Source organism: Acidovorax sp. A1169, assembly GCF_030704685.1.
Classification (GTDB): domain Bacteria; phylum Pseudomonadota; class Gammaproteobacteria; order Burkholderiales; family Burkholderiaceae_C; genus Acidovorax.
In genome coordinates this window covers 36,555-53,630 of sequence record NZ_JAUZDX010000002.1, presented here as the reverse complement: position 1 = coordinate 53,630, position 17,076 = coordinate 36,555, and the positions used below count along the sequence as shown (strand labels likewise).

The following is a 17,076-nucleotide window of genomic DNA, read 5'->3' as shown; positions in this document are numbered from 1 at the left end:
TCTGCAGGCGCTGTCACGCCTTGTAGGTAGACAGCAGGATGCTGGTCTCCGTATTGCCGATACCCGGCGTGAGGCGAATGCGCCCGAGCGCCATGTCGAAGGCCTCCAGGCTCTCGGCCCGCACCTCGGCCACGATGTCCCAGCGGCCATTGGTGCTGTGCAAGGTACCTACCGCGGGCTCGCCGCGCAGCGCGCGGATGACCTCGGGCGCGGCATTGCCCTCCACGGCGATGCTCATCCAGGCCCGTATGCGCTGGGGCTCCGAATCGGGGCGCAGGCGCACGGTGTAACCGGTGATCACACCGCTGTCCTCCATCTTGCGCAGGCGGTTCTGCACCGTGCCGCGCGATACGCGCAGCTTTTGTGCGAGCACGGCCACGGGGGTGCGGGCATCCGTACGCAGGATGCCGATGATTTCGCGGTCGGTGTCGTCGAGATTGCTCATAGTGATCCATTCAGCTGGCCATAGTGCCAATTTTCAGCACATTTTGATCGGTCCTGCCGCTTTTCAATGGCGATGGCTGTGCAGAAAATTCCTGGGTTGCCCTGTCTTCCCCACCCACCGCCCTATGCCACACCCTTCTGCCCAGGCCCCAGCCGCCGTCGTGATGGTGCGCCCGCACCGCTTCCATCCCAATCCCGAAACCCGCGCCGACAACGCCTTTCAATCCCCCGCAGCGGAAACGCCCGACGCCATCGCGCAGCAGGCCCATGCCGAAGTAACGGCCGCAGCCGCCCAATTGCAGGCGGCCGGCGTGCGCGTACACCTGTTCGAGGATGCGGGCGAACGCGATACGCCGGATGCGGTGTTCCCCAACAACTGGTTTTCAACCCATGCGGGCGGGCATGTGGCCCTGTACCCGATGTGTGCCGAGAGCCGCCGGCGCGAGCGGCGCGCCGACGTGATCGAGATGCTCAAGGCCGAGTACCGTGTGCAGGACGTCATCGACTACTCGGGCCTGGAGCAGGACGGCATGTTCCTCGAAGGCACCGGTGCCATGGTGCTCGACCACGTCGCGCGCGTGGCGTACACCGCCCGGCAGAACCGCGCCGATCCGGTGGCGCTGGAGCGCTTTTGCACCCACTTCAACTACGAGCCCATGGCCTTTGCCACGGCCGATGCGCAGGGCCGGCCCTGCTACCACACCAACGTGATGCTGTGCATCGGCACCGACTTTGCGCTGGGTGGCTTCCACCTGATCAGCGACCCGGCACGCCGCCAGGCCGTACGGGATCGCCTCGCCGAATCGGGCCGCGCGCTCGTGGAACTGAGCGCGCAGCAGATCGGCGACTTCGCGGGCAACGCACTGGAACTCTCGGGTGCGCAGGGACGGGTGCTGGCGCTGTCGGCGCGCGCAGCGGCCAGCCTCACCACCGAGCAGAAAGCCGTGATCGGGCGCAGCGCCGCCCTGCTACCCCTGGCCGTGCCCACCATCGAATTTGCAGGCGGCTCGGTGCGCTGCATGCTGGCAGGCATCCATCTGGCGCGCAGGTGACACCTTCCCGTCCCACGCGGTCTAGGATGAACGGCGCCGCAGGACCGGCGGCCCCAACCACAACGACTGCAGGAGACACGACACCATGGCCACTGCTTTTTCCACCCTGATATCGGGTTACAGCTTTCTTGAGGCGCCGCGCTGGCGCGATGGCCGCCTGTGGCTGTCGGACTTCTACACCCACCAGGTCATTGCCACCGATATGACGGGACGGGTGGAGAAGATCACCGAGGTACCCCAGCAGCCCTCGGGCCTGGGCTGGCTGCCCGATGGCCGGCTGCTGGTGGTGTCGATGCGCGACCGCAAACTGATGCGTCTGGAGCCCGATGGCACGCTGGTGCAGCACGCCGATCTGTCGGGCATTGCCACCGCCAATACCAACGACATGGTGGTGGACCGCCACGGCAATGCCTATGTGGGCAATTTCGGCTTCGACCTGATGAGCGGTGCCACGGTGAGCACCGCAAGCCTGGCGCGGGTGGCGCCCGATGGCACTGTGAGCGCGGTGGCCGAGGGCCTGTTCTTCCCCAATGGCGCGATGATCACGCCCGACGGAGGTACTCTGGTCGTGGCGGAGACCCTGGGCAACCGACTCTCCGCCTTCAGCATAGCGGCCGACGGCAGCCTGGGGCCGCGCCGCGACTGGGCCACGTTTGCCCCGGCGCCCGAGGGCCAGGAACTGGCCGCCGTGATGGGGCAACTCAAGGTGGCGCCCGATGGCGCGACGCTGGATGCCGAAGGCGCCGTATGGGCCGCAGACGCCCTGGGCCACCGCGTGCTGCGCGTGGCCGAAGGCGGCAAGGTGCTGGCCGAGATTTCCACCGGCGATATGGGCGTCTACGCCTGCACACTGGGCGGGCCAGATGGCAAAACCTTGTTCCTGTGCACTGCGCCCGACTTTGCCGAGCATGCGCGCAAGGCCGCCCGCGAAGCCGCGATCTGGACCACGCGGGTGGACGTGCCCGGCGCAGGCTGGTAGCAAACCCAGGCCCTGTTTCAGCGCGGCGGGGCCTCGGCGTCCAGTTGCGCGTCACAGCCCACCCCGGCGGCAATCGAGCGCCGGGCCCACGCGGCCATGGCCCGCACCAGCCAGGGATGGGTGAAGCCGGTCACCCCGCCCGGGTCGGCCACCATGCCGCACAGGTAGCGGCCCTCGCCATCGCTCCAGCGCAACGCAGCGCACGCCCCGGTGCGCCGGCGCGACACCAGCACACCCAGCGGGCAGGGCTCCGCCAGGCAGCACAGGCCGCAGCCATTGCAGGGAGCGCCCTGTGCCGGCTTGGGCGGCGCCTCGGGGTGCAGCCACACCACCTGGGGCGACGGGGAAGGGGGCGAGGGCAGCATGGTGGTGACAAGGGGAAAGCCACTCCATTGTGACGGCGCCGCCAAAAAAAGAGACCCCGTCCACCACCAGGATGAACGGGGCCAATGACCGGTGGGAGGGGACTCGCCGGCCGAGGGGGGAAACACATTGGAGGAGGAAGGCGCGCGGGTCAGCAGCCGAAAGGACGGTTGGGGCGCATGGGAATGACGCCGCTGACCTGCAAGGTGTTGCCCGAAGCGTCGGTCGCGGTAAGCGTTTTGCTGGTCAGGCGCACCTGGTTGGCGTCACGCGCTACTGTGGTGTCTACCGTGTCGCCATTGCTGTACTCCTTGCCGGCAAAGGTCACAAAGATCTGGTGCAGGCCGGTGGCATCCGGGCGGTAGCGCACGTCGCCGAAGGCGGTTTCGCTGGAGCCCACCTTGTTCGCACCATCGAAGCGGAAGGTGCACAGCTCCGGCACCGAGCCCACGGGATTCTTCTTGTCGACCTCGGTCAGGTTGAGTGAGCCGTTGCCGTACACGCCATTGAGCCCAGGCAAAGTGGCGTTGCCAACCGTGAGCACGCCAGGTTCGTTGCTGGGAGTGGGGTCGTCGCTGTTGCCGCCGCCGCAGGCCACGAGCAGCGCGCTGGCGGCAGCAATGGCAGAACAGGTCTTGAGAAGGGAGTTCATGGCGGGCAGCTCTGTCTGGTGTGTGTAGCGCCATCGTAGGAGCGAGTTCCCACCGGCGGCGTGCGCCAATGCCCCTGCCCTGCGTAGGACCTGCGCTTACAGGCAAGCCGCACATGCAACAAAAAAGCCCGCTTCCCATCGGGAGGCGGGCCAACAAGCCGGTAGAGGGGGCCGCCGAAAATCCCGGCGCGGGCAGGCGATATACGCGCCACCAGGTCAGCAATGGGCATTGCGGGTGGCGTGCAGGGGAATGATGGCCGTCAGCTTCAGGGTATCGGTGGATCCATCGGTCGCCGTCATGGTCTTGCTGGTGAAACGCACCAGGTTGCCGGAGCGGTCCACCAGGGTGTCCACGGAGTCGCCGCTGGCGTATTCCTTGCCGTTGAAGGTCAGGAAAGCGAAATACAGACCGGTGGCCGAAGGGCGGTAGGTGATCTTGCCGAAGGCGGTGGGAACGGCAGGGGCCGCGTCGGTGAGCGAGACGGGTGCGGTGATGCTGCCCACCACAGCGGCCTGCGTGGTGGAGGTAGCGACGATGGATACAGGCGTGCTGGTCGTGCCGACCGTCGCGGTGCCGGTCGTCCCCGTGGCGGCGCTGGCGCTGGCGTCCACCTTGTCGGCCCCCTTGAACTGGTAGGCACACACGGCAGGCTTCACGCCCATCGCTTGCTGGTAGTACACCTCGGTCAGCGTGAGCTGCCCGCTGCCGTAGACGCCATTGAGGCTGGGAATGGTTGCATCGGTAACGGTCAGAACGCCGGGCTCGGTGCTGGGATCGGGGTCGGCGGCGAGGGCGACTTCGCTGCTGCTGGTGCTGCTGAAACTGCCGCTACCACCGCCACCGCCACCACCGCCGCAGGCGGTGAGCAGTACCGATACGAGGGCCAGGGCAGTCAGGGTTTTGGTGTGTGAGGTCATGGCAGTAGGCGGGTAGTGAGGGGGTGGGTCAGGGCTTTTGGGCTTGGCGCCTATCCGCCGTTACCCATGAAACGAAGAGTAGGTTTTTCCCCGCCCCGGCCGCGTGCGCCGAGTTCCGCGCCTCCCGTAGGACGTCGCCCAACCCCTGCGTGGGCCCTGCCCTTGTCTCTTGTCCCCATCCCAGCCCCCGCTTCAGAGGCCCCCTCACTGTCCCCTCAACCCCTTCAGCGCGCCAGCACCGGAGCCAGCGCCACCCCCGTGTGCGTGCCCAGTTGCACCACCGCTTCCGGCGCCGCGGCGGCCACGATGCGGCCACCCTCCTTGCCCCCTTCGGGCCCTAGATCGATGATCCAGTCGGCCTCGGCGATCACATCCAGATCGTGCTCGATCACCACCACGCTGTGCCCGCCATCGACCAGGCGGTGCAGCACGCGGATGAGCTTGTCCACGTCGGCCATGTGCAGGCCCACGGTGGGTTCGTCGAGCACGTAGAGCGTGTGCGGCGCCTTCTGGCCGCGGCGGCCCACCTCGTCGCGCACCTTGGTGAGCTCGGTCACGAGCTTGATGCGCTGCGCCTCGCCACCCGAAAGCGTGGGCGAAGGCTGGCCCAGCGTGAGGTAGCCCAGGCCCACGTCCTTGAGCAGTTGCAGCGGGTGCGCAATGCTGGGCATGGCTGCGAAGAAGTCCACGGCTTCGTCGACCTCCATCTGCAGCACGTCGCCGATGCTCTTGCCGCGCCAGGTCACGGCCAGCGTCTCGGGGTTGAAACGCGCGCCGTGGCAGGCCTCGCAAGGCACCTTCACATCGGGCAGAAAGCTCATGGCGATGGTGCGTATGCCCTGGCCTTCGCAGGTCGGGCAGCGGCCCTCGCCGGTGTTGAAGCTGAAGCGCCCGGCGGCATAGCCGCGCGCCTTGGCCTCCAGCGTCTCGGCAAACAGCTTGCGGATGGTGTCCCAGAAGCCGATGTAGGTCGCGGGGCAGGAGCGTGGCGTCTTGCCGATGGGAGTCTGGTCCACTTCCAGCACCCGGTCCACCGACTCGAAGCCCGCCAGGCCCGTGCAACCCACCAGGGCCGGGGCCTTGCCCGCGTCCATGGCATCGCGCCCGGCCTTGGTCGAGCGCTGCTGCACCCAGGACTGCACATTGGTCAGCAGCACGTCGCGCGCCAGCGTGGACTTGCCCGAGCCGCTCACACCGGTGACCGCCACCAGGCGGTGCAGCGGCACGGTGGCCGTCACGTTCTGCAGGTTGTGCAGGTGCGCGCCATGCACGGTGAGCCAGCGGATGGCGGCTCGCGCCTTGGCATCGTCCAGTGCCTGCGCAGTGAGCGCTGCGGCCTGCGCGGCGCGCTTCTTCACCGCCGCGCTTTGCCGGCCCTTGGGCGCATCCACGGGATCGCCCAAGGCGGCGTCGGCTGCGCTCAGCTCGCTCGGCAGCATGCTGCGGCGCAATTGCAGCGGGTGCTTCATGGCGTGCAGCAGGTAGCGGCCGGTCTGCGAATCTTCGGCGGCCGTGATGTCGGCCACGCTGCCTTGCGCCACCAGGCGCCCGCCCCGCTTGCCGGCGCTCGGGCCGATGTCGATGATGTGGTCGGCACGGCGGATGGTGTCCTCGTCATGCTCCACCACCACCAGCGTGTTGCCCTTGTCGCCGAGCTTGTGCAGGGCGTTGAGCAGGATCTGGTTGTCGCGCGCATGCAGGCCGATGGTGGGCTCGTCGAGCACGTAGCACACGCCCTGCAAGTTGCTGCCCAGCTGTGCCGCCAGGCGGATGCGCTGCGCCTCGCCGCCCGAGAGCGTGGGTGCGCCCCGGTCCAGCGTGAGGTAGCCCAGGCCCACCTCTTCGAGAAATTCAAGACGGCTCTTGATCTCGGGCACCAGGTCGCGGGCGATGTCGGCCTCGCGCCGGCTCATGCCGCCTTCGATCTGCAGGGTCTCGACCCAGCGGCGCACGTCGGTGACCGACAGGGCCGCGATGTCGGTGATGCCGATGCCCGCAAACCGCACGGCGCGCGCCGTGGGGTTCAGGCGCGTACCCTGGCAGCCAGGGCAGGCAGTATCGGCCAGGTCTTCGACCTCGGGCTCGGCAAAGGTCTGCTCACGGCCCTTTTCCTTGTCGTCCTGCACCGAGTCGTCGAACACCTTGCGCTGGTCCTTGGTGAGCTTGACGCCCGTGCCCACGCAATCGGGGCACCAGCCGTGCTTGCTGTTGTAGCTGAACAGGCGCGGGTCGAGCTCGGCATACGAGGTGGCGCACACCGGGCAGGCGCGCTTGGTCGAGAACGCCTGCAGCGTGCCGATGGCCGCTGTGGGCGTGCCGGCGACCATGGCCGCGCGCAGGCCTTCGAGGCTGCTGAGCACGTGCACCACGCCCTTGCCGTGCGTAAGCGCCTGGGCCAGCGATTCGCGCAGCAGCGCCTCGCCCTCGGCCGACACGTCTATGCTGGCCACGGGCAGCTCGATGGTGTGCTCCTTGAAGCGGTCGATGCGCGGGAAACCCGTGGTCGGCAAGAAGTTGCCATCCACCCGCAGGTGCGTGAAGCCGCGCGGGCGTGCCCAGTCGGCCAGCTCGGTGTACACGCCCTTGCGGTTCATCACCAGCGGCGCGAGCAGGCCGATATGCTGGCCGCGGAAGGTGCGCATCAGCTGGGCGGCAATGCTCTCGGGCGTCTGAGGCTGCACGGCGGCACCGTCCTTCACGCAGTGCTGCGTGCCCAGCTTGACGTACAGCAGGCGCAAGAAGTGCCAGACCTCGGTGGTCGTGCCCACGGTGGACTTGCGCCCCCCGCGCGACAGGCGCTGCTCGATGGCCACCGTGGGCGGAATGCCGTAGACCGCATCCACCTCGGGCCGGCCCGCAGGCTGCACGATGCTGCGCGCATAGGCGTTGAGCGATTCGAGGTAGCGCCGCTGGCCTTCGTTGAACAGGATGTCGAAGGCCAGCGTGGACTTGCCCGAGCCGCTCACGCCCGTCACCACGTTGAAGCGGCCACGCGGGATGTCCACGCTCAGGTTCTTGAGGTTGTGCTCCTTGGCGTTGATGATCTCGATGGCGTTCTTGGAGGTGTTGGCCTGGCCGGTATGGGCCAGGCGCTGCTGGTTGCGCAGCACCGCCGCCTTCTCGTGCACCGAATGGCCACCGGCACCCAGGGTCAGCTCGTAGTCGCGCAGCGCCTGGCCGGTGTGGGAGGTGGCATGCTGGCGCACGTCCTCGGGCGTGCCCTCGGCCACCACCAGGCCGCCGCCGTCGCCGCCCTCGGGGCCCAGGTCGATGAGCCAGTCGCTGGCGCGGATCACGTCCAGGTTGTGCTCGATCACGATCAGCGAATGTCCCGCGTCGATGAGCTTGCGCAGGGCGCGCATGAGCTTGGCGATGTCGTCGAAGTGCAGGCCCGTGGTGGGCTCGTCGAACAGGAACAGCGTGCCCTTGCGCGCAATGGCCTGGCGCGACTTGGCCGCCGTGCGCGCCGCCTCGGCCAGAAAGCCCGCGAGCTTCAGGCGCTGTGCCTCGCCGCCCGACAGCGTGGGCACGGGCTGGCCCAGGGCCACGTACTCGAGCCCCACGTCGACGATGGGCTGCAGCGCACGGATCACGTCGCGGTCGCTGGCGAACAGGTCGGCGGCTTCGGCCACGGTGAGGGCCAGCACGTCGGCCACGTTGAGCGCGCGGCCACCGCGCTCGATGGTGATCTCCAGGATCTCGGGGCGGTAGCGCTTGCCGTCGCAATCGGGGCAGCGCAGGTAGACGTCGGACAGGAACTGCATCTCCACATGCTCGAAGCCCGATCCGCCGCAGGTCGGGCAGCGCCCGTCGCCGCTGTTGAAGCTGAACTTGGCGGCGGTGTAGCTGCGCTGCTTGGCCAGCGGGGCCACGGCGAACAGCTCGCGCACACTGTCCCACGCGCCCACATAGCTCACGGGGTTGGAGCGCGCCGTCTTGCCGATCGGCGACTGGTCCACGAACACCACATCAGACAGGTGGTCGGCGCCCAGCATGCGCTCGTGCGCGCCCGGCGAGTCGGTGGCCTTGCCGAAGTGGCGCAGCAGCGCGGGGGCCAGCACGTCCTGGATCAGGCTCGACTTGCCCGAGCCGCTGACGCCGGTGACGGTGACCAGGCGCTGCAGCGGGAACTCCACCGACACGTCCTTCAGGTTGTGCTCGCGCGCCCCTTCGAGGACCAGGCGCGGCGTGGCCTCGGTCACCATGCGCTTAAAGCCGAAGCCCACATGCTTGCGCCCGCTCAGGTAGGCACCTGTGAGGGTGTCGGCATGGCGCAGGTCGGCCGTGGTGCCGTCAAAGACGATCTGCCCGCCCAGGCGGCCAGGGCCGGGGCCCATGTCGATCATGCGGTCGGCCGCAAGCATCACGGCCGGGTCGTGCTCCACCACCACCAGGGTGTTGCCTGCATCGCGCAGGCGCAGCATGGCCTCGGTGATGCGGTGCATGTCGCGCGGGTGCAGGCCGATGCTGGGCTCGTCGAGCACGAACAGGGTGTTGACCAGCGAAGTACCCAGCGCCGTGGTCAGATTGATGCGCTGCACCTCGCCGCCGCTCAGCGTGCGGCTTTGCCGGTCCAGCGTGAGGTAGCCGATGCCCACGTCGCACAGGTATTTGAGGCGCGTGGTGATTTCCTCGAACAGCAGCTTCAGGGCCTGGGCGTCGCCCTCGTTGCCCTGCCCGCCTTCGGCCACGAAGTCGATGCGGTCGAAGAAGCGCCGCAGCCGATCGATGGGCAGCAGCATCAGGTCGTGCAGGCACAGGCCCGGCAGGGCTTCAAGCTGGGCGCGGCTCCATTGCACGCCCTCGGGCATGAAGCGCCGGCCGGGCTCGAGCACCGCATCGGCCGCGTCCTTGCTGCCGATGCGCCACTGCAGGCTCTCGGTCTTGAGGCGCGCGCCGGCGCAGGTGGGGCATGGCGTGTAGCTGCGGTACTTGGACAGCAGCACCCGGATGTGCATTTTGTAGGCCTTGCTCTCCAGGTACTCGAAAAAGCGCTTGATGCCGTACCACTGCTTGCTCCACTGCCCGTCCTTGTAGCCGGGCGTGCCGCCGATGACCCATTTCTTCTGGTCCTCGGTGAGCTTGTACCAAGGCGTGTCGCGCGGCACACCCGCCGCCTCGGCGTGGCGCATGAGGTCGTCCTGCGCCTCTTTCCATGCCGGGGTCTGGATGGTCTTGATGGCGCCAGCGCGCAAGGTGAGCTTGTCGTTGGGGATCACCAGGCCGTAGTCCACCCCGATCACGCGGCCAAAGCCCCGGCAGGTCTCGCAAGCGCCCACGGCGGAGTTGAACGAGAACATCGACGGAATCGGGTCGCTGTAGCGCAAATCGCTGTCGGGGCAGTGCAGCCCGGTGGAAAAGCGCCACAGTTCGGGATCGGCCTCAGGTGCATCACCCAGGCGGTAGACATTGAGGCGCCCGGTGCCGCGCTTCAAGGCCACCTCGATGGCCTCGATCACGCGCGCCTTCTCGGCATTGCCCAGGCGAAAGCGGTCGGCCACCACGTCAAGCAGCTTGCGCGGGCCGGTGGGCGTGGCCACCTCGCGCTCGGCCTGCACCTTGGTGAAGCCGCTGGCCGACAGCCACTGCTCGACCTGCTCGGCCGAGGTGTTGGCAGGCAGTTCGACCGGGAAGGTGAGCACGACGCGCGGATCACCGCCTGCGGCGCAACGGTGCTGCAGCTCGGCGTAAATGGTCTCGGGGCTGTCGTGGCGCACCGGCTGGGCGGTCGCGCGGTCGAACAGCTGGCCGGCGCGCGCGAACAGCAGCTTCAGATGGTCGTTGAGCTCCGTCATCGTGCCCACGGTGGAGCGCGAGCTGCGCACCGGGTTGGTCTGGTCGATGGCGATGGCCGGCGGCACGCCTTCGACCTTGTCCACGGCCGGCTTGTCCATGCGGTCCAGGAACTGGCGCGCATAGGCGCTGAAGGTCTCCACATAGCGCCGCTGCCCTTCGGCATACAGGGTGTCGAAGACCAGGCTGGACTTGCCCGAGCCGCTGGGCCCCGTGACCACCGTGAGCTCCCCGGTGCGGATGTCCAGATCCAGGTTCTTGAGGTTGTGCTGGCGTGCGCCGCGGATACGTATCAGTCCCTGGGTCATGGAGGCAGTCTTTCGAGGGTGAGGCGGGACATTCTAGGCACCGCTGCGCGTCCCGTCCGGCCGCATTCCAATGGCCCCTGACATCGCATCTGCTGACAAGTCCTGTCACAGCGTCGGGTTATGCCGGTTCGCAAAGGAAGAGCATCTGTTTAGAGTTACCAGATAATTCAAGGAGACAACCATGAACACCACATGGAAACAATGGGGGACCGCAGCCGTCCTCGCAGCGGCGCTGTGCGGCACGGGCCATGCCCAGCTCCTGATCGGGCAGACGGCAGGCTACTCGGGCCAGGTCGCGGCGGGCGTGAAAGAAACCTCGGACGGCGCGAAGCTGTTCATTGATGCGGTCAACGCCAAGGGGGGCGTCAACGGGCAGAAGATCGAGCTGATCTCGATGGACGACAAGTTCGACCCCAAGCTGGCCGCCGAGAACGCCCGCGTGCTGATCGAGGACAAGAACGTGCTGGCCATGTTCCTCACGCGCGGCACGCCCCATACCGAGGCCATGATTCCGCTGCTGGACAAGCATGGCGTCGTGCTGGTCGGCCCCTCGACGGGTGCCATGGTACTGCACCAGCCGGTGCGCAAGAACATCTTCAACGTCCGTGCCACCTACCAGCGCGAGGCCGAAAAGGCCATGACCCACCTGGCCTCCATGGGCATCACCCGCATCGCGGTGATGTACGCCGACGACAGCTTTGGCGCCGATGGCGTGACGGGTGCCCAGAAGGGCCTGGCCGCCAGCAAGCTGACCGCCGTGGTGCTGGAGAAGTTCGACCGCGCCAAGCCGGACTTTGCACCCATTGCCGCCAAGGTCGCCAAGGCCCAGGCGCAGGCCGTGCTGATGGTCGCCTCGGGCTCGGCCGTGGTGGATGCCGGCACCGCGCTGCGGGCAGCGGGCTCGGGTGCGCAGATCGTGACCCTGTCCAACAACGCCTCGGGCGGTTTCATCAAGAGCCTGGGCGCCAATGCGCGCGGCGTGATCGTGACCCAGGTCTACCCCAACGAGCGCGCCGTGACCTACGGCATGGTCAAGGAGGCGCAGGAACTGGCCAAGGCCAAGGGAGTGGGCGACATCAGCCCCGCCATGCTCGAAGGCTTCGCAGCCGCCAAGGTGCTGGTCGAGGGCCTCAAGCGCGCCGGCCCCAAGCCCACGCGCGAGAAGATCCAGGCGGCGCTGGAAGGCATCCGCAAGTTCGACCTCGGGGGCCTGGAGCTGAGTTTCGGCCCCGACGACCACACCGGCCTGGACTTTGCCGACCTGTCCATCATCGGCACGGACGGCAAGTTCCGCCGCTGAGCCCCTGTCTTGTGGATGGGGGTGGCGCCAATCGCCTTTTTGTGGCTACCATTTGTCACACCTTCACCCTACACTGCCACATACCTCCGACAGGGTCTCCATGAAGAACGTTGCCGCCGCCATCCACCCGTTCACGGCCAGCGCCGTCCTCGCCCTGCTGGCCATCGGGGGCGTGGCGCATGCGCAGATCCTGATCGGCCAGACCGTGGGCGTGACCGGCTCGGCCGCCGCCACGGTGCAGGAGTCCATGAAGGGCGCGTCGCTCTACATCGACCATGTCAACGCGCGCGGCGGCGTGGCGGGGCAAAAGGTCGAGGTCATCACGCTCGATGACAAGTTCGACCCCAAGCTGACTCTGGAGAACACCCGTACGCTCATCGAGCAGAAGGGCGTGATCGGTCTTTTCATGACGCGCGGCACGCCCCACACCCAGGGCATCGTTGCGGTGCTGGAACAGCATGGCGTGCCGCTCATCGGCCCATCCACCGGCGCCATGGTGCTGCACAAGCCGGTGCTCAAGTACGTTTTCAACGTGCGCGCCACCTACCAGCGCGAGGTGGAGAAAGCCATCACCCACCTCAACACCCTGGGCATCAAGCAGATCGGCGTCGTGCACGTGGACGACACCTTCGGGGCCGACGGGCTGGCCGGTGCACAGGCAGGCTTCAAGGCCAACGGCATCGAGGCCTTGTTCATCGAGAAGTTCGACCGCGCCAAGCCCGACTATGCCGCCATCGCCCCACGCGTGGCGCAGAAACAGCCCCAGGCCGTCGTCTTCATCGGCACTGGTGCCGCCGTGGTGGACGGCATCAAGGCGCTGCGCGCTGCGGGCGTCACCGGGCAGATCGTGACCCTGTCGAACAACGCCTCGGGCGGCTTCGTGAAGGCCCTGGGCGAAAGCGCGCGCGGCGTAGTGGTGACGCAGGTCTTCCCCTCCGAGCGGTCGGTGAACTACGCGCTGATCAAGGAGGCCATGGACCTGGCCAAGGCTGGCGGCGTGAGCGAACTGACCCCGGCCATGGTGGAGGGCTTCGTCAGCGCCAAGGTGCTGGTGGAAGGCCTCAAGCGCGCCGGCCCCAAGCCCGACCGCGCAAAGCTGCACGCGGGCCTGGAGGGCATCCGCAACTGGGACATGGGCGGGCTCACCCTCTCCTACAGCAGCAGCGACCACTCGGGCCTGGATTTCTCGGACCTCTCCATCATCGGAACGGACGGCCGGTTTAAACGGTAGCGGGAACTGCACGGCCATCAGTCCAGCGGGCATCTCCGACTGGCATCGGGCCGCAGCGCAGGCCCACGGCTTGTGAAACTGGCGCTGCCCAAGCCAGTGCCCCCGTGCAAGGGCCGCCCCGCCGCACCGGGGGCGTCCCCCTCCCGACTCGCATGGCGAGTCGAGAGAGGGGTGAAGGCGCGAAGCGACTCAGGGGGTGCTTTTTTTAATGCGCAGCGCTGGCCCCGGAGGCAGGCGCGGCGGGCACATGCAGGGAGTCGCCGCCGTGCTGCTCACCGCCCATGTCCACCTTGTCACCTGCCTTCATGATGACGAACAGCGACAGGGCTGCAAACAGCACGAATCCGACAACGATCTTCCACATGGCTCATATCTCCTGAATGTTTTGAGGGGGTTGCTTGAATGCTTGTTCAACAAAAGGGCCTCGCAGCTCCGCATGGTGCGTGCGAGGCCCTTTTCTGGAACACAGTACCCGCCCCGGGGGAGGCGGGCACTGGTCGCAGTTGCCGTAATCGTCAGTCGTTGGCGTAGATGTCCACGTCCTTGGTTTCGCGGATGAACAGCGTGCCGATCACCAGGGTCATGCCCGCAATGATGATGGGGTACCACAGGCCGTTGTACATGTTGCCGGTCTGGGCCACGATGGCGAAGGCCGTGGTGGGCAGCAGGCCGCCGAACCAGCCGTTGCCGATGTGGTAGGGCAGGCTCATCGAGGTGTAGCGGATGCGGGTCGGGAACATTTCCACCAGCATGGCGGCAATGGGGCCATACACCATGGTCACCAGCAGCACCAGCCAGAACAGCAGCACCACAGTCAGGACCTTGTTGGTCTTGGCAGGGTCGGCCTTGGTCGGGTAACCGGCGACCTTCAGCTCATCGGCCACTTCTTTCTTGAAGGCGGCGATGGACTTGGCGGAGGCTTCGTCGAACTTGAGGTTCACCACAGTCCCGGTCGGCGCCTCAACGGTCTTGGTGCCGATCTTGACCACGGCTTTGGAGCCGGCAGGGCCTGCCACGTTGTCGTAGCTCACCGAGTTCTGCACCAGGTAGCGCTTGGCGATGTCGCAAGAGCTGCGGAAGTCGATCTCGCGGGCCACCGGGTTGCCCTGGAAGGAGCACGACGCGGGGTCGGCCGTCACCACCACTCCGGCCGTTGCCTGGGCCTTGGCCAGGTCAGGGTTGGCGGCTTCGGTCAGCGCCTTGAAGACGGGGAAGTAGGTCACCACGGCCAGCAGGCAACCGGCCATGATGATGGGCTTGCGGCCGATCTTGTCCGACAGCGTACCGAACACCACGAAGAAGGGCGTGCCCAGCAGCAGTGCGGCAGCGATCAGCAGGTTGGCGGTGGTGTTGTCCACCTTGAGCTGCTGCGTCAGGAAGAACAGCGCGTAGAACTGACCCGAGTACCAGACCACGGCCTGGCCGGCGGTCAGGCCCACCAGCGCCAGGATCACGATCTTCAGGTTCTTCCATTGGCCGAAGGATTCGGACAGCGGTGCCTTGGAGGTCTTGCCCTCGGCCTTCATCTTCTGGAAGGCTGGAGATTCCGACAGCGACAGGCGGATCCACACCGAGATGCCCAGGAGCAGGATAGACACCAGGAACGGAATGCGCCAGCCCCAGTCCTGGAACACGGCTTCGCCCAGGCTCAGGCGCACACCCAGGATCACCAGCAGGCTCAGGAACAGGCCCAGCGTGGCCGTGGTCTGGATCCACGAGGTGTAGGCACCGCGCTTGCCGTGCGGGGCATGCTCGGCCACGTAGGTGGCGGCACCGCCGTACTCACCGCCGAGCGCCAAGCCTTGCAGCATGCGCAATGCGATCAGGATGATGGGAGCGGCCACGCCGATGGTGGCATAGCTCGGCAGCAGGCCGACGATGAAGGTCGCCAGACCCATGATCAGGATGGTGACCAGGAAGGTGTATTTGCGCCCGATCATGTCGCCCAGGCGGCCGAACACGATGGCGCCGAAAGGCCGCACCAGGAAACCCGCCGCGAAGGCCAGCAGCGCAAAGATGAAGGCCGCGCCCGCATCCAGACCGCTGAAGAACTGCTTGGCAATGATGGCTGCGAGCGAGCCGTACAGATAAAAGTCGTACCACTCGAAAACGGTGCCGAGCGACGAAGCGAAGATGACCTTCTTCTCTTCGGCGGTCATCGGCCGCGGTGCGGGATGGGTTGCCATGGTTTGTCTCCTGTGTGATGTATTCAGACCGCCCTCTGGTGCGGCTGCCCACATTCTTGGAGATTGCACTGACCACCCTCTGACGCGAAACCAACAGGGCCTTTCACCAAACTGACCGCGCTCTGACAACTTAAGGTGAAACCCTTGCACCCGCTTTCAGCATGCGGGAAAGCCCCGGCTGGGGGGCGCCTGCGCCCCCTCGAAGCTGACGGCGCGTCCGTAAGAATGAGCGCCGATGGCCGCCCACTGAACGCTCAGCCCGGCTGCCGCTGCTGTTCGTCGCGCACCGGCACCACCGGGATGGAAAAGGTGGGGGCAGGCCGGCGGCGCGTGTCAAGCGCATATTCACGCTCGGCCAGCGAGCCACCCAGAAACGCCTTGAGCGTGGGGCCGTCCTTGAGCAGGCGGGTATCGAACAGGAATTCCGCCACCTCATGGAACCACACGCGCCGTCCGATGCGGGTGTACCAGCGCATGGCATGGCGGTAGTCGGCATCGCGGTGGAACAGGTGGCGCCACAGCACCTTGGGCCGCACCTGCATCAGCACTTCCAGGGTCTTGAACCAGGAAAATACCCGCCATGCGGGCACGCCGGGCGCTTCCAGCACCTGGTGCTTGTAGTCCCAGCGCCGCGTGTCGGTCTGGATCACCCTGCGGTCTTCCACCGTGGCGTAGAACGGCGTCCAGCGGTGCGGCGTGGCATGCAGCAACTGCACCTGGTCAGGGTCGTAGCGCAGCAGGTGCCGGAAGGACTTCCAGAAGTCGGCGTCGGACTCTTCCATGAAACCCACAACGTAGGTCGCCATCGAGACAATGCCATGCTGGCGCAGCAGTTGGATGGCGCGACGGTCCTCGCCCATGCTGCCACCCTTGCGGATGTCCTGGAGGGTGGCCTCGTCGTAGCTCTCGATGCCCAGCAGGAAGCGGATCACGCCGGCCTGCCGGTACAGGTGCAGGATGTCCTCGTCGCGCACGATGTCGCCTGCGCGCGTGGACCCCACGAGCAGCAGCGGCACGTCCTCGGCAATCAGCGCCTCCAGGAATGCGCGCCACGCCTTGCGCGAACCTGTTGGCAATTCGTCGGTAAAGTTGACCAGCTCCACGCCGTGTTCGCGGTGCAGCCGGGCCAGCTCCCTGGCGAGCAGCACCGGGTCCCGGTGGCGCCACTGGGTCCAGAAACCGCGCTGGCCGCAGTAGTTGCACAGGTAGGGGCAGCCGCGCGCGAACTGCACCAACACCGCACGCTTGCCACCCCAGTAGGAGTAGTCGGCATGGTCGATCAGCTCCCAGCCCACGCGGTAGTCATCGAGCCTGCGCAGCATCGCAGCATTGGCCGTGGCCATGGCACGGCCGTATGCATCGCGGTAGGCAATGCCATCGACACCGGCCAGGGGCGCACCGCGCTCCAGCGCCCGAACCAGGTCCAGCGTAGTCTGCTCCCCCTCGCCGCGCACGATGAGATCGATGGCGGCACATTCCTCAAGGATCTCGTCCCAGTGGTAGGTGGGGTGCACGCCGCCGTAGATGGTGCGAAGCGCGGGCAGCGCCTGCTTGAGCAGCAGACACAGCTGCAGCACCGTGGCATGCACGGAGCTCGACCCGGAGTGCCCGACCATCACGGTGTCGGCCCCCGACTGCAGCACCGCCTGCACGATCTGCTCAAGCGTGAGCGGGGCCAGCTCGGCATCGATCAGCTTCACCCGGTAGCCGGCATCCAGCAGCGGCCCACCCACGCACAGCAGGCCCAGCGGCGGCAGGTGCTCGCGCGGAATGCGGCTGCCGATGGCGGTGTGGGGTGGGTTGACAAGGGCGATGTGCATCGAGGCCAAGAATAACCTGCCCCGCCTGGC

12 protein-coding genes are annotated in these 17,076 nt (G+C 67.0%); 4 read left to right on the top strand and 8 right to left on the bottom strand.

Going from position 1 to position 17,076, the window contains the following annotated elements:
* Window positions 1-13 precede the first annotated feature (13 nt).
* Window positions 14-445, bottom strand: a complete 432-nt coding sequence (locus tag QYL93_RS03455) for an Lrp/AsnC family transcriptional regulator (RefSeq protein WP_305742352.1) — start codon at window positions 443-445, stop codon at window positions 14-16.
* 124 nt (window positions 446-569) lie between these two features.
* Here QYL93_RS03455 and ctlX point away from each other — a divergent pair, with 124 nt between their 5' ends.
* Window positions 570-1,496, top strand: a complete 927-nt coding sequence (gene ctlX / locus QYL93_RS03450) for a citrulline utilization hydrolase CtlX (protein WP_305742351.1) — start codon at window positions 570-572, stop codon at window positions 1,494-1,496.
* Between the two features lie 85 nt (window positions 1,497-1,581).
* The gene (locus QYL93_RS03445; protein WP_305742350.1) at window positions 1,582-2,475 is read left to right on the top strand and encodes an SMP-30/gluconolactonase/LRE family protein; all 894 of its coding nucleotides are present in this window, start codon (window positions 1,582-1,584) and stop codon (window positions 2,473-2,475) included.
* Between the two features lie 17 nt (window positions 2,476-2,492).
* On the opposite strand, the gene QYL93_RS03440 is transcribed toward QYL93_RS03445, so the two are convergent.
* The 4 genes from QYL93_RS03440 to uvrA all read right to left on the bottom strand — a co-directional run bounded on the left by QYL93_RS03440 (window position 2,493) and on the right by uvrA (window position 10,509).
* The gene (locus QYL93_RS03440) at window positions 2,493-2,840 is read right to left on the bottom strand and encodes a hypothetical protein (RefSeq protein WP_305742349.1); all 348 of its coding nucleotides are present in this window, start codon (window positions 2,838-2,840) and stop codon (window positions 2,493-2,495) included.
* A 149-nt stretch (window positions 2,841-2,989) separates the two neighbouring features.
* Window positions 2,990-3,490, bottom strand: coding sequence for a hypothetical protein (locus tag QYL93_RS03435; protein ID WP_305742348.1), 501 nt, complete (start codon window positions 3,488-3,490; stop codon window positions 2,990-2,992).
* A 216-nt stretch (window positions 3,491-3,706) separates the two neighbouring features.
* Complete coding sequence (locus tag QYL93_RS03430; RefSeq protein ID WP_305742347.1) at window positions 3,707-4,408, bottom strand: hypothetical protein; 702 nt, start codon at window positions 4,406-4,408, stop codon at window positions 3,707-3,709.
* 224 nt (window positions 4,409-4,632) lie between these two features.
* Complete coding sequence (gene uvrA, locus QYL93_RS03425; protein WP_305742346.1) at window positions 4,633-10,509, bottom strand: excinuclease ABC subunit UvrA; 5,877 nt, start codon at window positions 10,507-10,509, stop codon at window positions 4,633-4,635.
* 181 nt (window positions 10,510-10,690) lie between these two features.
* On the opposite strand from uvrA, the gene QYL93_RS03420 reads away from it, so the two are divergent.
* Both QYL93_RS03420 and QYL93_RS03415 read left to right on the top strand, forming a co-directional pair.
* Window positions 10,691-11,809 carry an ABC transporter substrate-binding protein gene (locus QYL93_RS03420; RefSeq protein ID WP_305742345.1) on the top strand — a complete coding sequence of 373 codons (1,119 nt, stop codon included), beginning with the start codon at window positions 10,691-10,693 and terminating at the stop codon, window positions 11,807-11,809.
* A 100-nt stretch (window positions 11,810-11,909) separates the two neighbouring features.
* On the top strand, window positions 11,910-13,040 hold the full coding sequence (locus tag QYL93_RS03415) for an ABC transporter substrate-binding protein (RefSeq protein WP_305742344.1): 1,131 nt from the start codon (window positions 11,910-11,912) through the stop codon (window positions 13,038-13,040).
* A gap of 205 nt (window positions 13,041-13,245) precedes the next feature.
* Here QYL93_RS03415 and QYL93_RS03410 read toward each other — a convergent pair whose 3' ends face one another.
* The 3 genes from QYL93_RS03410 to bchE all read right to left on the bottom strand — a co-directional run bounded on the left by QYL93_RS03410 (window position 13,246) and on the right by bchE (window position 17,046).
* The gene (locus QYL93_RS03410) at window positions 13,246-13,404 is read right to left on the bottom strand and encodes a hypothetical protein (protein WP_007858372.1); all 159 of its coding nucleotides are present in this window, start codon (window positions 13,402-13,404) and stop codon (window positions 13,246-13,248) included.
* Window positions 13,405-13,555: 151 nt separating this feature from the next.
* Entirely contained in the window at window positions 13,556-15,226 is a 1,671-nt protein-coding gene (locus QYL93_RS03405) for an MFS transporter (protein ID WP_305742343.1), read from the bottom strand.
* A gap of 254 nt (window positions 15,227-15,480) precedes the next feature.
* Window positions 15,481-17,046: a magnesium-protoporphyrin IX monomethyl ester anaerobic oxidative cyclase gene (bchE, locus tag QYL93_RS03400; RefSeq protein WP_305742342.1), complete on the bottom strand. Its 1,566-nt coding sequence runs from the start codon at window positions 17,044-17,046 to the stop codon at window positions 15,481-15,483.
* Window positions 17,047-17,076: the final 30 nt, after the last annotated feature.

Coding starts and splice junctions, on each gene's coding strand:
- QYL93_RS03455 (WP_305742352.1), bottom strand. CDS start 445: ATGAGCAATCTCGACGACACCGACCGCGAAATCATCGGCATCCTGCGT.
- ctlX (WP_305742351.1), top strand. CDS start 570: ATGCCACACCCTTCTGCCCAGGCCCCAGCCGCCGTCGTGATGGTGCGC.
- QYL93_RS03445 (WP_305742350.1), top strand. CDS start 1,582: ATGGCCACTGCTTTTTCCACCCTGATATCGGGTTACAGCTTTCTTGAG.
- QYL93_RS03440 (WP_305742349.1), bottom strand. CDS start 2,840: ATGCTGCCCTCGCCCCCTTCCCCGTCGCCCCAGGTGGTGTGGCTGCAC.
- QYL93_RS03435 (WP_305742348.1), bottom strand. CDS start 3,490: ATGAACTCCCTTCTCAAGACCTGTTCTGCCATTGCTGCCGCCAGCGCG.
- QYL93_RS03430 (WP_305742347.1), bottom strand. CDS start 4,408: ATGACCTCACACACCAAAACCCTGACTGCCCTGGCCCTCGTATCGGTA.
- uvrA (WP_305742346.1), bottom strand. CDS start 10,509: ATGACCCAGGGACTGATACGTATCCGCGGCGCACGCCAGCACAACCTC.
- QYL93_RS03420 (WP_305742345.1), top strand. CDS start 10,691: ATGAACACCACATGGAAACAATGGGGGACCGCAGCCGTCCTCGCAGCG.
- QYL93_RS03415 (WP_305742344.1), top strand. CDS start 11,910: ATGAAGAACGTTGCCGCCGCCATCCACCCGTTCACGGCCAGCGCCGTC.
- QYL93_RS03410 (WP_007858372.1), bottom strand. CDS start 13,404: ATGTGGAAGATCGTTGTCGGATTCGTGCTGTTTGCAGCCCTGTCGCTG.
- QYL93_RS03405 (WP_305742343.1), bottom strand. CDS start 15,226: ATGGCAACCCATCCCGCACCGCGGCCGATGACCGCCGAAGAGAAGAAG.
- bchE (WP_305742342.1), bottom strand. CDS start 17,046: ATGCACATCGCCCTTGTCAACCCACCCCACACCGCCATCGGCAGCCGC.